At 63.0% G+C, this 12,113-nt stretch carries 15 protein-coding genes; 3 read left to right on the top strand and 12 right to left on the bottom strand.

Annotation, left to right across the window (positions count from 1 at the left end):
* Nucleotides 1-420: TetR/AcrR family transcriptional regulator (locus Q0D45_RS13275; protein WP_293393600.1), on the bottom strand; the 420-nt coding region annotated here is incomplete at its 3' end.
* A 131-nt stretch (nt 421-551) separates the two neighbouring features.
* Between Q0D45_RS13275 and Q0D45_RS13270 the strand changes: the two genes are divergently transcribed.
* Nucleotides 552-1,763 carry an acyl-CoA dehydrogenase family protein gene (locus Q0D45_RS13270; protein WP_293393598.1) on the top strand — a complete coding sequence of 404 codons (1,212 nt, stop codon included), beginning with the start codon at nt 552-554 and terminating at the stop codon, nt 1,761-1,763.
* Between the two features lie 64 nt (nt 1,764-1,827).
* On the opposite strand, the gene Q0D45_RS13265 is transcribed toward Q0D45_RS13270, so the two are convergent.
* A complete protein-coding gene (locus Q0D45_RS13265) occupies nt 1,828-3,279 on the bottom strand; it encodes an aldehyde dehydrogenase (RefSeq protein ID WP_293393596.1) in 1,452 nt (483 codons plus the stop codon).
* A 131-nt stretch (nt 3,280-3,410) separates the two neighbouring features.
* Between Q0D45_RS13265 and Q0D45_RS13260 the strand changes: the two genes are divergently transcribed.
* On the top strand, nt 3,411-3,578 hold the full coding sequence (locus Q0D45_RS13260; protein ID WP_293393594.1) for a hypothetical protein: 168 nt from the start codon (nt 3,411-3,413) through the stop codon (nt 3,576-3,578).
* A 111-nt stretch (nt 3,579-3,689) separates the two neighbouring features.
* Nucleotides 3,690-4,523: a peptide-methionine (S)-S-oxide reductase MsrA gene (gene msrA / locus Q0D45_RS13255; RefSeq protein ID WP_293393592.1), complete on the top strand. Its 834-nt coding sequence runs from the start codon at nt 3,690-3,692 to the stop codon at nt 4,521-4,523.
* Nucleotides 4,524-4,637: 114 nt separating this feature from the next.
* On the opposite strand, the gene Q0D45_RS13250 is transcribed toward msrA, so the two are convergent.
* The 10 genes from Q0D45_RS13250 to Q0D45_RS13205 form a co-directional block, all read right to left on the bottom strand.
* The gene (locus Q0D45_RS13250) at nt 4,638-5,258 is read right to left on the bottom strand and encodes a hypothetical protein (protein WP_293393590.1); all 621 of its coding nucleotides are present in this window, start codon (nt 5,256-5,258) and stop codon (nt 4,638-4,640) included.
* A gap of 41 nt (nt 5,259-5,299) precedes the next feature.
* A complete protein-coding gene (locus tag Q0D45_RS13245; protein ID WP_293393588.1) occupies nt 5,300-5,896 on the bottom strand; it encodes a MarR family transcriptional regulator in 597 nt (198 codons plus the stop codon).
* 7 nt (nt 5,897-5,903) lie between these two features.
* Nucleotides 5,904-6,590, bottom strand: a complete 687-nt coding sequence (locus tag Q0D45_RS13240; RefSeq protein ID WP_293393631.1) for a M23 family metallopeptidase — start codon at nt 6,588-6,590, stop codon at nt 5,904-5,906.
* Between the two features lie 118 nt (nt 6,591-6,708).
* Nucleotides 6,709-8,052 carry a lipopolysaccharide assembly protein LapB gene (locus Q0D45_RS13235; RefSeq protein WP_293393586.1) on the bottom strand — a complete coding sequence of 448 codons (1,344 nt, stop codon included), beginning with the start codon at nt 8,050-8,052 and terminating at the stop codon, nt 6,709-6,711.
* A complete protein-coding gene (locus tag Q0D45_RS13230) occupies nt 8,049-8,702 on the bottom strand; it encodes an energy transducer TonB (RefSeq protein ID WP_293393584.1) in 654 nt (217 codons plus the stop codon). Before Q0D45_RS13230 ends, Q0D45_RS13235 begins: the two co-directional genes overlap by 4 nt.
* A 3-nt stretch (nt 8,703-8,705) precedes the next feature.
* Nucleotides 8,706-9,113, bottom strand: coding sequence for a biopolymer transporter ExbD (locus Q0D45_RS13225; RefSeq protein ID WP_293393582.1), 408 nt, complete (start codon nt 9,111-9,113; stop codon nt 8,706-8,708).
* A 48-nt stretch (nt 9,114-9,161) separates the two neighbouring features.
* Nucleotides 9,162-9,590: a biopolymer transporter ExbD gene (locus Q0D45_RS13220; protein WP_293393580.1), complete on the bottom strand. Its 429-nt coding sequence runs from the start codon at nt 9,588-9,590 to the stop codon at nt 9,162-9,164.
* 20 nt (nt 9,591-9,610) lie between these two features.
* Nucleotides 9,611-10,135: a MotA/TolQ/ExbB proton channel family protein gene (locus tag Q0D45_RS13215; RefSeq protein ID WP_293393578.1), complete on the bottom strand. Its 525-nt coding sequence runs from the start codon at nt 10,133-10,135 to the stop codon at nt 9,611-9,613.
* Entirely contained in the window at nt 10,128-11,561 is a 1,434-nt protein-coding gene (locus tag Q0D45_RS13210; RefSeq protein ID WP_293393576.1) for a MotA/TolQ/ExbB proton channel family protein, read from the bottom strand. Before Q0D45_RS13210 ends, Q0D45_RS13215 begins: the two co-directional genes overlap by 8 nt.
* An 11-nt stretch (nt 11,562-11,572) precedes the next feature.
* On the bottom strand, nt 11,573-12,113 hold a 541-nt coding region (locus tag Q0D45_RS13205), incomplete at its 5' end, for a DUF3450 domain-containing protein (protein ID WP_293393574.1).

Here is a 12,113-nt window from a genome sequence, read left to right as displayed (position 1 = left end):
CTTGTCATGCAGGCCGGAGCCGCGATAGTCCTGTTCGGCGCGTACTTCGCGGAACATCAGCCGGCACAGCAGCGGCTGGTCGCGGATCGTGCGCAGGTGACCGTGGATGACGATGCGCAACCGTTCGCGATGCGTGGTGATGCCAGCCAACTCGCGGGCGCGGTCATCGCTGATCGCGTCGTACCAGCGCTCGAGCACGGCGAGCAGCAAGTCGCGCTTGGTCGCGAAGTATTTGAACACCGTGCCTTCGACGACGCCGATGCTCGCGGCGATCTCCGAAACGGCGGTCTGCTCATAGCCCTTGCGACAGAACACCTCGCGTGCGGCAACGAGAATTTCGTCGATGCGCTGCTCGCGTCCCAGTCTCGGCGACGGCACGCGCGCGGCCCGTTTTCCGGCTCGGCCAGCAGGTTTGCTCACGGTGACTTTGCGGACGGACGGCATGGCGCTAGTATTGGTGAGTCCAACTCATCTCGTCAACGGATGAGTCAGACTCACCACACCGGGCGGCGACTTCTGCATGCTGCCCGCATCGAAGCGAGGAGATGGTCATGGCGGATTCCAGCGGCGCGGCAAGCAGTGGCAACCTGTTGCAGGTCTTTGCCGGCCTGTCCGATGGCGAGCAGCAGATTCTTGACGAGGCCGATCGTTTCGCGCGCCGCGAGTTGTATCCGCTCGCACAGCGCATGGACGACGAGGAATGGTGGCCCACCGAGATCTTTCCGAAGATCGGCGCCACTGGCTACTTCGGCATCACCGCGCCCGAGCAGTACGGCGGCGCCGGGCTGGACATCTTCAGCGCCGGGCTGATCCTGCAGGCGTTCTCGCGCTGGAACCATGCGCTGGGCCTGAGCTGGGTCGCCCACGAGAACCTGTGCATGAACAACATCCTGCGCAATGCCAACGATGCGCAGCGGGCCAAGTATCTGCCAGCGATGAACAAGGGCCTGTCGATCGGCGCACTCGGCCTCACCGAGCCGGGCGCTGGCTCCGATGCCCTCGGCTCGATGCGCACCACGGCGCGTCGCGATGGCGATCACTACGTCCTAAACGGCCGCAAGCTGTACATCACCAATGGCCCGGTAGCCGACGTGCTGCTGGTCTACGCGAAGACCGACAAGGACCGCGGCCAGCACGGCATTTCCGCGTTCATCATCGAGAAGGACTTTCCCGGTTTCAAGGTGGCGCAGAAGCTGGAAAAGATGGGCTTCCGCGGCTCGCAGACGGCCGAACTGGTGTTCGACGATTGCCGCGTGCCGGCCGAGAACCTGCTCGGCGAAGAGAATCGCGGGGTAAAGATCGTCATGTCCGGGCTCGACCTGGAACGGGCGATGATCGCGCCGATCTGCCTCGGCATCGCCGAGCGGGCGCTGGAGCTGGCGATCGATTACGCCAAGCAGCGCCAGCAGTTCGGCCGGCCGATCGCCGACTTCCAGATGGTGCAATCGATGATTGCCCAGATGTACACCTGGGTCGAAGCGATGCGCCTGTTCACCTACCAGGTGCTGCGCGCCTGCAACAGCCTGGACGAAAGCCAGGGCGGCCGTGGCGACATCCACAAACTGACAGCCGCTGGCGTGATGTTCGCCGCCGACACCATGAACAAGGTGCTCGACTACGGCGTGCAGGTGCATGGCGGCATGGGCTACATCTGGGAGTCCGAAATCAACCGTCTGTATCGCTCGATCAAGCTGCTGGAGATCGGCGCCGGCACCACCGAAGTCCGCAAGATGATCATTGCCGGTGAACTGCTGAAACCCTGAAACGCAGCCATAAAAAAAGGCCGATCACCCGTGTAGGTGACCGGCCTTTTGGCTGCGTTGAAGCTTAGCCAGCCGGCAGGTAGATCGACTTGATCTGCTGGTAGGCGGCGAGCGACTCCGGACCCATTTCACGACCCAGGCCGCTGGCCTTGATGCCGCCGAATGGCGACGCAATGTCGATCATGTAGCCGTTGACGCCGATGGTGCCGGTATGAACGAGGCGGGCGATGGCCTGAGCGCGCTTCGAATCCGACGACCAGACGGTGCCACCGAGACCGAACTCGGAATCGTTGGCGATCTTCACCGCCTCTTCCTCATTCTGGTACTTGATGACCGACAGGACCGGCCCGAAGATTTCTTCCTGCGCGATCACGGCCTTGTTGTCGACGTCCGCAAACACGGTCGGCTCGACGAACCAGCCGTCGCCCACGCCCTTCGGACGGCCACCACCGGCGACCAGACGGGCTTCCGTCTTGCCCTTGGCGATGAAGCCTTCGACGCGGGCGCGATGCTCTTCCGAAGCCAGCGGGCCGATCTGGGTGTCCTTGTCCATCGAGCTGCCGACCTTGAGGCCCTTGGCCAGGCCGGCGATCGCGTCGACGATCTCGTCGTAGCGGCTGGCCGGCGCCAGAATGCGCGACGACAGCGCGCAGATCTGCCCGTTGTTGCCGAACGAGGCGAAGTGCAGACCCGGCAGCAGGTGTTCGATCTTGACGTCGTCGAGGATGATCGCCGCCGACTTGCCGCCCAGCTCGAGGCTGACCGGACGCAGCAAGCGACCGCAGACTTCGGCGACCTTGCGGCCGGCGCCGGTCGAGCCGGTGAAGGCGACCTTGTCGACACCCGGATGCGAGACCAGGTAAGCGCCCAGTTCACGGCCGCCCGGCACCCAGTTGATGACGCCGGCCGGAATGCCTGCTTCGGCGGCGGCTTCGGCGACGATGTAGCAATCGAGCACGGTGCCCGGCGACGGCTTCAGCACGATGGTGCAACCGGTGGCCAGGGCCGGACCGATCTTCATCATCGACAGCACGACCGGGAAGTTCCACGGCACGATGCCGCCGACCACGCCCACCGGACCCTTGCGGATCAGGGTGTCGAAGCCCAGCGGCGACGGACGACGCTCTTCGACGACCATGCTGGTGGTCAGCGCGGCGTAGTAACGGATCAGGCCGCAGACGTAGCTGCCTTCGAGCTGTTCGGACAGCGCCAGCGGCATGCCGTTCTGGATGCTGACCGCGCGGCTGAGACGCTCGGCGCGCTTTTCCAGCGCGTCGGCGAACTTGTTCATGTACTCGGCGCGCTGGGCCGGGGTGGTGTCGCCCCAGGGGCCATCCAGCGCCTTGCGGGCGGCGGCGACGGCCTTGTCGATATCGGCATTGCTGCCTTCCGGCACGCTGCCGATGCTCAGACCGGTGTTGGCACCGATGACGTCGATGCGAGCGCTGGTGGCGGGCTTGACCCAGTCACCGTCGATGTAGAAAGAGTCGTGATCGATATTCTTGTCAAGCGACATGTGAGTTCTCCTCTCCAGAAACTGGCATTCGAATGATGCTGGCTGTCTACGAGCATTCGACGCGCGTCGGAATGCACGATGATTTAGTATGGCACATTACTATGTGTCCGCAGCCACCTTGGATAGCACCCGTGGCCGATGCAGCGAACGTCGTTTTCATCCCATACGCCCCTTCCCTGATCGACGGCACGCCGACGGTGGCCCACATCCAGAAGGGTGACTTCAGCGCAGAGCTGTTCGCCCAAGTCGAAAGCATGGCCAGCTTCGACCTCTACACGCCGGACGACCTGCCGCGATGATCTTTCACCTCTGCGGTTCGCAAGCCGGCCCGGTGATCAGCGTCAACCGCGGCATCTCGGCCGGTTGATCTCACGTACAGGCCAGCGGACCCGCCCGATTCAGATTTGACGATGAAGAATGAAGGATTGGCCAGCCGTACTGTCGCCCGCCCGGGCCTGCGCCGCGGCGCCTCACTCTGGCTGCTGCTGGCGACGGCGATGCAAGTGACCGCCCTGCCCGGTCTGGCACTGGCGGCGGGGGCGTCGGTGAAAGCCGAGGCACCGCAACTCGCGGTGACACCGTCGGCGCCGGTGACGTCAGTGCCGCCGGAGTACGACCTGCCGCTCGCCGAGAAAAGCGGCAAGGCGACACTGATCCTCGCCGGTGGCTGCTACTGGGGCATGCAGGCGGTCTTCCAGCACGTGAAAGGCGTCAGCAACGTCACGGCCGGCTATGCCGGCGGTCTGAAATCGACGGCGAACTACGCGAACGTGATCGGTGGGGGCACCGGCCATGCGGAATCGGTACTGATCGAATACGACCCGGCCCAACTGACCATCGGCACCCTGCTGCAGATCTATTTCTTCGTCGCTCACGATCCCACCCAGCTGAACCGTCAGGGGCCGGATGTCGGCACTCAGTATCGCTCGACGATCTTCACCGACAACGTCGACGAGAAGCGTGTCGCCGTGGCCTACATGAATCAGATCGATGCCCTGAAACTCTTGCCCCACCCGATCGCCACCAAGATGCGGCCGCTGTTTCCGTTCCATCGGGCCGAGGGCTCTCAGCAGAACTTCGTGCAGAACCATCCGAAGCAGCGCTACGTGCTGGTCAATGACCTGCCGAAGGTCGCGCGCTTGAAGGAAGCCTTTCCGAAGCTGTGGCGCGAACAGCCGCTGCGCTACGAACCGGAGGAGAACAAGCGCTCGAAGCTGTTGCCACCGCCGACGCTGACCCAGTAGCCACGATCAGCGGATCATCGGCAGACAACCAATCAGGCCGTTTGCGGCAGATGCGATGACGCGGGCCGGCAGCAGCTTCGAGCTCCGCAAACGCGCCGACGAATGCAGCAGCGCTCAGCGGCTGGAACGCAGCCGGACACTTTCGCCGCAATTGCTGCTCAGCAGACAAGCTGATGCCGACAATTCGAAGCGGTCATCAAGACACAGGCTGACTGCTTCCAGCTCGCGGCGCTTGCAGCGCAAGGCCAGGGCTTCTTCCTTGAGGCCGGGGTTGTCATCCTTGAGCGCCGCGACGACATCGGCTGGCGTGCTGAGCTGTTCCGGACTGCCGGGCTGGTAGCCGATGGGCCAGCTCATGCGGCGATCGACGTGCTCGGCAAACGAGGCGTAGTCAGTCTCTGACAAACCCGAGCAGCGACCATGCCGGTGCCAGAACATCTGGGTCTGGATCCGGTTCTTGGTGAACTGCGCCATCTGGTCGAGTATCCGCTGCGACAACGCTTCGCCGTGATCGCAGTTGTCAGCGGTCCGTCCATCGACGACTCGCACCAGATCGTGGAGCACGAAGCCATTCGTCTGCTGGCACTGCTTTTCCCGCGAGTCGCGATACTTGCTGCAGTACTGTGGACTCCAGACGAATTCGGCAATCCAGCCCGAGTCCGCCATCGCCGATACCGGCCAGGTCATCGTCGACACGGCTGCGACCATCAGAGCCAGCATCATGGTTCGCGACATCGGCAGCACTCCACGGGATGATTCCATTTCAGTCACTCCGTTTACCAGTTGCCGAGCGCCACCGCGTCCTGGCGGTGGGCGCTGGTCGTCGACGGGCCCGCAGTCCGGGCCTCGCCGCCATCGTCCGGCAGTTCGCCCGATCTCTTGGGCGCCAGCTCGTTGAGCCGGATCTGCTCGGCGAGATTGCGTTTCATGCGGGAGAGCAGGTCATTGAGCAGGCGTTGTTCGTCCGCGGAGATGCCAGCCATGACGGCGTCGTTGCTGGCTAGTGCGACGAGGCGCATGTGTTCCAGCACTTCACGGCCGCGATCGGCGATCTGCACGTGCTTTGAGCGGCGGTCGTCGGGCACTCGCCGGCGGCGGATGAAGCCACCCTTTTCCAGCCGCAGCAGCAGCTCGCCTACCGCCGCGTTGCCCATCTCCAGCAGTTGAGCCAGTTCGTTCTGGTTGCGCGGCTGGCCGTCACCGCGCGACAGATTGAACAGCACCCACCACTGCGAGCGAGTGATGCCAAGGTGGCGCGAGCGCTGGTCGTAGAGCATGCGGCGCAGCCGGGAAACGTCGTGGATCAGATAGCCGGTGCGCAGGAAGCCATCGAGGCTGCGTGCCGCGGCCGGCTTGCCAAGCGGATCAGTCATGAATGGCTCATTTCAGTGCCAGCAATCGATCGGGTGCGAAAGCCATGGTCAGCCGCAGCGGATCGACCTGCTTGCCATCGGCCAGCACCTCGAAATGCAGATGCGGGCCGGTGGAGCGGCCAGTGGAGCCGACGAAGCCGATGATGTCGCCGCGCCGCACCACCGAGCCCTTCTTCAGGCTCGGCATGAATTTGAGCATGTGGCCGTAAACCGTTTCGACGCCGTGGCTATGGCTGATCCGGGCGACGAAGCCGAAACCCTTGCGGCCCTGCATTTCCTTGATCTGACCCTCCTGCGCGGCGCGAATCGGGGTGCCGAGGGGCGAGGCGTAATCGATGCCCTGATGAAACAGTTCTCGCTGGGCCAAGGGGTGCATGCGCAGCCCGTAGGACGAGCTGACTCGCAGCAGCCCCAGCGGCGCTTTCAGGGTCGACGCATATTCGAGCGTGGTCATCGGCCGATCTTTCGCCACGTCCGGTACCAGCGACTGCTCCGGCTTGGGCATCGACGGCATTGCGTAGTTGACCGGCGGCGCAAGCCGGACGATGGGACCGGACGCCAGCACCCGGGTCCGCGCGCCATTCGCCGCTGAAGATGGCAGCACTGCACGAGCTGGCGCAGCAGCCACCTTCGAGACCTTCTTGCTCTCGGGCTTCCGATCAGCCGCCAGACTGGCCAACGGCAGGCTGACCATCAGCACGATGCCGATCAGAAGCCTGGCTGCCGACCGGCATGATTTTCTTTCGACGATTGTCTGCACCCGGCTGTCTCCTCAGCACAGTGATGCAATCCAGCTTGTCTCGCGCCAATGACTATCCGGCGCGAGTTCTGAGCGCCTGATTGCGTTCGATTTCGGTGTTGATGAATTTGACCCAGTTGGCAGCAGCTTCGGTCTGGGATTCGGATCCGGAGGCTTGCGAGAAAGCCTGTTTGGCTTCTGCGAGCTTGCCGCTGTTGTAGAGCACGGTGCCGAGCTGCATGTTCAGGCTGCCAGGGTTCGAGACGTTGGCACCCTTGAGGGCTGCGGCATAGGCTTCGGCGGCTTTCAGCCAGTTCCCGGTCTGCGAATAGGCCTGACCGAGGAAGTTGTAGTGCTTCGACTCACCGGTCAACGACGCCAGCTTGACCAGCACCGGAATCGAGCGCTCGGTTTCCTTGGCAATGGCCAGCGCCTGGGCGAGCAGCTGCAGGTTCTCGGCATTGAGCGGGATCAGCTTGTCCTTCATCCGCGCGGTGATCAGGTTGACGGCCTGCTGCGGCGCTTCTTCCGCCAGGTACAGACGGGCCAGATTCAGCACGTCGCCGACATTGGTGATGAAACCGCCCTTGTAGGCCGCATGCATGACGTTCAGCTGCTTGCGCTGATTGCCCTGCAGGCCGTAGAGACCGGAGAGCTGGATGAAGTAGGTTTCCTTCGGGTAGTTGCTGGCGAGGATTTCCATCACCCGGATCGCGCTCGGGTAGTCCTTCAACTCGAAGAAGACGGCACGAAGCAGACCGAGCCAGTTTTCCTTCGGCTCCTGGTTGCGCGCCTTGGCCACCGACAGCGCCTTCAGGATCGGCGCCTTGGCTTCGGCGTACTGCTGCTGCTGGTAGTACGCCTGGGCGTAGAGGATGTAGGCATCCGGCTGGACATCGGTGACGACCGAAAACCACTTGTCGAGAACCCGGATCGCTTTCGGATAGTCCTCGAGCAGGAAGTAGCTCTGGGCGAGTGCAAACAACGAGTTGTCACGCAGGCCGTCCGGCAGGTTGGCCTGCTTGAGGACGTTGGTGTACGCCTCGATGGCGCGCTTGTTGTCTTCCAGGGTCCGATAGACCGCTGCGTACTGCACCCACAGCGTGGCCTTTTCGTAGTCGTTGAGCTTGTCGTACTTGGCCTTGAGGACGTTGAGCGCGGCTTCCGCACCCTTGTAGTCCTTGGCGTCGAAGGCTTTCTGCGCGACTTCCATCTGCTTGTAGGTGGCCTGACTCAGGGTCTGGGTGACCTTGGTCTGCGGCTTGGCGGCTTTCTTGTCGTCGGCCGCCTGGGCGGCGGGGATCAGGCTCGCCGCCAGCAGCAGGCCGGCGATGATTCGCAAGCCATGCGCGTAAAGGGACCGCTTCCTGCTTGTCCGGCCACCAGCCACTGGCCACTGATCACGGTTGGTGGTCATTTTTTCTTGTCCAGCTTGAAGGTGATGACGTGACGCACGCCAGGGACCCGGATCGGCAGGCCATTCTCGACGCGCGGCTTGTACTTGAATTTCAGCACCGCTTTCGCCGCCGCCTGATCGAAGATGCCTTCCGGCTTCGATTCGATGATCACCGGATCGGCCGTGGCGCCGGTCTCGGTCACCGTGAATTCGAGCAGCACATAGCCTTCGATGCCGCGGCTCTGGGCACTGCTCGGATACAGCGGTGCGACCTTGACGATCGGCAGGTATTCGCCGTCAGACGCCGACAATGCAAAGCCGGTGTTCTTGGCCACGTCCTTGTCGACCTTGATCTGGCCGATGTTGACGGCGGCGGCACTCGGGCCTTCCACGGTCATCCGCTGGGTCGGCACTTCCGGCGCCACTTCCTTCTGCGGCAGTTCCGGCGGCGGCTTGCGTTCGCGGGTCTCCACTTCGAAGCTCTTCTTCAGGCGCACGAAGTCGATGGTCGGCAGCACTTCCAGTGCGCCGACCGCCACGCTGCTGTGGGTGATCAGCGTGTGCAGCAGCCAGAACATGCCGACGATGACGCTCAGGCCGACGCCGAGCGCCGGCAGGAAACGGAGAGGGTTCTGCGTGGTCGTGCCACGCGGCATCAGGGTGCTTGCCATGTGCTAGACCTTGCCCTTGGTGCCGACCGAAACGGTCAGGATGCCGCCCGCCTGGACCTGTTCCATGACTTTGCTCATCACGCCGCTTTCGGACATCTTGTCGGCCTGGATCACCACCGTGTCGTCAGGCCGTTCGGCGTGCATGCGCTCGACCATGGCGCGTACTTCCGGCAGCGAGACCTTCTTGCGATCCATCCAGATTTCGCCGTTGGCACGGACGGCAATCAGGATGTTGCCGGAGTCACGATGCTCGGCCGTCTTGGCGTCGGTCGGCACGACCTTGACGCCGCTCTGCTTGACGAACGACGTGATGATGATGAAAAAGATCAGCAGGTTGAAAACGAAGTCCAGCATCGGTGCTAAGTCGATGCCGTGATGGTCTTCGTCGTGATCGTGTCTTTGAGGCAGCATGGCTTTCGCTCGTCTTTGCTCAGTGGCTACTGAGGTTTCGCGGGGGTACTACTGCGTCCTGCTGGTCGTCGTCGGCGCAATCGAGACGTTGGTGATGCCACCCTGACGGACTTCATCCATGACGCCGACGACGATGCCGGTCGGTGCCTTGGTGTTCGCCACGATGATCACCGAGCCTTCCGGCTTTTCACCCTTGAAGCGCTCGACGTTCGGGCGGACCGAGCCTTTGTCGATCAGACGCTGGTCAACCACGATGTCGCCATTGGCGCGCACCGCGATGTACATCGTCGTATCGTCGTTATCGGTCTTCTTCGCCTTGTTGCTCGGCGGGGGCGTCGACAGCGTCAGGCCGACCTCTTTGACGAAGATGGCGGTGATGATGAAAAAGATCAGCAGGTTCAGCACGAAATCCAGCATCGGTGCCAGGTCGATGCCGTGATCGTCGTCGTCGCTGTCATCGACTGCGTGGTTGGACATCCGGCGCATGAGGTGTCTTCCTAGAATTTGAAGCGGTCAGCCAGCAATTCGGTTTCATACCGGATCGATGCCTGAAACTTGAATACCGGGTACATGCCGGAAACACTGACTGCGAGGCCGGTCATGGTGCAGTTCATCGCCTTCGACACGCCGGCCGCCATGGTCCGGGCATCGGCGGAGCCCAGGATCGCCATCGAATCGAAGACCTCCAACATGCCGATGACGGTGCCGACCAGGCCCAGCAGCGGGCACAGCGGCACCAGCACCTTGACCATCGGCAGGTTGGCACTCATGCCGCTGCTGAGGCGCGATACCAGGGCCTTGCGGACCTGGTGTGCAGCCCAGGAGCTGCGCTCCGATCGGGCTTCCCAGATCGCCAGCGAGTCCTTGGTGAGCTTCGGCAGCGTGACCTGGAAGAACCAGATCCGCTCGAAGATCAGTGCCCACATGACCACGCCGGCAATGAAGATCCACGCCACCAGCTGGCCACCGGCGTGCATCAAGCCGGCGACGGCTTCATACGGGGCCAGCAGGAGCTCAAGCATGGGCCGCACCCGCTCCACCTTGGCGAGCTTCCAGCGTTTCGGCCAGAAGACCGGTGCTCTGCTGATCGAGGATCTGCACCAGACGCTTGGAGCGCGAGGCCAGGGCCGAGTTGATGAACAGCAGCGGAATGGCAATACCGAGGCCGAGCACGGTGGCGATCATCGCCTTGCCGATACCGGCGGCCATCAGCTTCGGATCGCCCGAGCCGGATTCGGTGATCGACTGGAAGGTCTCGATCATGCCGATGACGGTACCGACCAGGCCGAGCAGCGGGCCGGCCGCCACCACCAGCTTCACGAACGGCTGGATGCGCTGGATCGCCGGCAGCTCTTTCAGCACGGCTTCTGAGATGCGCAGTTCGACGACTTCGGCATCTTCGTCCTTCGGCATCGCCGAGCCCTTGAACGAGGCCAGCACGCGGCCGACCGGGTTGCCCTTGTCGAGCTGGTTGAGGTTGCTCAGCTGCTTGTTGACCTTGGCGGTGACGATCGTCAGGTAGAAGAACTGGTAGATCGCCAGGCCTGCGCCGATGGCACCGACCAGCAGGATCAAATAAGCGACCCAACCACCAACGTGAATGCGCTCCATCACTTCCGGACGCTGCGAGTACAGGCCGATCAGCACGCCTCTGGACGGATCGAGAATCATCGGGTGATAGCCGGTCTCCTGGCTTTCAAACGACTTGGCGGTGCTCAGGAAGTGGCCGGGCGGCTGCTTCGGCGGCACCGAGAAGCTGTCCGAACCGGTCTCGTAGGACAGGAATTTGCCGTCCGAGATCGCCACGAACGGGCCGACCCGCAGCACGTTCTTCTTGGTGCGCTCGCCGCTCGGCTGGGTGACGCTGGCGTTGAAACGAGCAACCTTGCCGCCTTCAGTCATTTCCCGCTGCATTTCAAACCAGAAACCCTGCAGATCTTCGATCGGCGGCATGGTCTTGGTCTGGGCCAGGCGATCGAGCTGGGCGATGCGCTCCGGGAACTGCACGGTGAGCATCGAGTTGCGGGCGGCCGAGGCGAAGTCGCCAGCGCTCTGGCGCATGACGCCAAACAGCTCGCCGAGGTTGCCGGCCGAGGCGTCACGCGACGCCATCAGGTCGGCGATTTCCTTGTCGTTGACTTCAAACTGCCGCTGCAGCGCTGCGGACTCTGCTTCCAGCGCTTCCTTGGCGCGCTTGGCTTCGCCGAGCAGGCTGGCCTGCTGGTCCCGCGAGGCGGCGAAGCGCGCTTCGCGCTCCTTGTTCAGGGCAGCATCTTTCTGATCGGCTTTCTTCACCTGCAGCAGCAGGTCGTCCAGCGTCTTGGCACCAGCTGCTGCGTCCTGGGCCTGGGCCGGGATCGACACGCAACCGAAAGCAATAAGGAACGCCGCCGAAATCTTGGAGGCGAAGGTGGTTACAGCACAGAGGTCTTTGATTCGGATAGACATGGGAGGTGGTCTCAGTTGGCGGCAGCAGCAGCAGCAGGCGCAGCGGCGGCAGCGGCCTGAAGGGGCACCATCAGCAGATCCGGCGAGGATTGCTTGCGGGCAATCTTCAAACCTTCCTTGACGCCTTCAGTGGCGCTGTTGTCGATGACCCAGCCCTTCTTGTCGCGATCCCAGTAGCCGGTTTCCTTGGTGTCGGGCGTCTGGTACAGCAGGCCGACGCGGCCGATCCGCAGGAAGTCGACATCCTTACCGTCCAGATTGCCGCGGTAGCCTTCGATGGTGCGGCCATAGTCGATCTCGACCTGGTAGCCCTCGAGGATGCGGCGGAATTTCTCGGATACCGTGACGTCGGCGCGCGGCATCATGTCGTTGAGCGCCTTGACCCGCTCCTTGCGCTCATCGATCAGGAACGGCGTGTCCAGCTCCACAAACTGGCCGAACACCGCCAGCATGTCCTGCATCAGCGGCAGGATCGCGATGTTGGTGCGGGCGATCTCGCGGATCTCCACACGCACCGAATCCTTCTCCGCTTCCTGCGAACGCAGCTGCGAT

This window comes from Nevskia sp. (assembly GCF_023266035.1).
GTDB lineage: Bacteria > Pseudomonadota > Gammaproteobacteria > Nevskiales > Nevskiaceae > Nevskia.
This window is presented reverse-complemented; position numbering and strand designations above follow the sequence as displayed.

What these genes read in the sequence shown, in the direction of transcription:
- Q0D45_RS13270 (WP_293393598.1), top strand. Translation starts at nt 552, where the DNA reads ATGGCGGATTCCAGCGGCGCGGCAAGCAGTGGCAACCTGTTGCAGGTC.
- Q0D45_RS13265 (WP_293393596.1), bottom strand. Translation starts at nt 3,279, where the DNA reads ATGTCGCTTGACAAGAATATCGATCACGACTCTTTCTACATCGACGGT.
- msrA (WP_293393592.1), top strand. Translation starts at nt 3,690, where the DNA reads ATGAAGAATGAAGGATTGGCCAGCCGTACTGTCGCCCGCCCGGGCCTG.
- Q0D45_RS13250 (WP_293393590.1), bottom strand. Translation starts at nt 5,258, where the DNA reads ATGTCGCGAACCATGATGCTGGCTCTGATGGTCGCAGCCGTGTCGACG.
- Q0D45_RS13245 (WP_293393588.1), bottom strand. Translation starts at nt 5,896, where the DNA reads ATGACTGATCCGCTTGGCAAGCCGGCCGCGGCACGCAGCCTCGATGGC.
- Q0D45_RS13240 (WP_293393631.1), bottom strand. Translation starts at nt 6,590, where the DNA reads ATGGTCAGCCTGCCGTTGGCCAGTCTGGCGGCTGATCGGAAGCCCGAG.
- Q0D45_RS13235 (WP_293393586.1), bottom strand. Translation starts at nt 8,052, where the DNA reads ATGACCACCAACCGTGATCAGTGGCCAGTGGCTGGTGGCCGGACAAGC.
- Q0D45_RS13230 (WP_293393584.1), bottom strand. Translation starts at nt 8,702, where the DNA reads ATGGCAAGCACCCTGATGCCGCGTGGCACGACCACGCAGAACCCTCTC.
- Q0D45_RS13225 (WP_293393582.1), bottom strand. Translation starts at nt 9,113, where the DNA reads ATGCTGCCTCAAAGACACGATCACGACGAAGACCATCACGGCATCGAC.
- Q0D45_RS13220 (WP_293393580.1), bottom strand. Translation starts at nt 9,590, where the DNA reads ATGTCCAACCACGCAGTCGATGACAGCGACGACGACGATCACGGCATC.
- Q0D45_RS13215 (WP_293393578.1), bottom strand. Translation starts at nt 10,135, where the DNA reads ATGCTTGAGCTCCTGCTGGCCCCGTATGAAGCCGTCGCCGGCTTGATG.
- Q0D45_RS13210 (WP_293393576.1), bottom strand. Translation starts at nt 11,561, where the DNA reads ATGTCTATCCGAATCAAAGACCTCTGTGCTGTAACCACCTTCGCCTCC.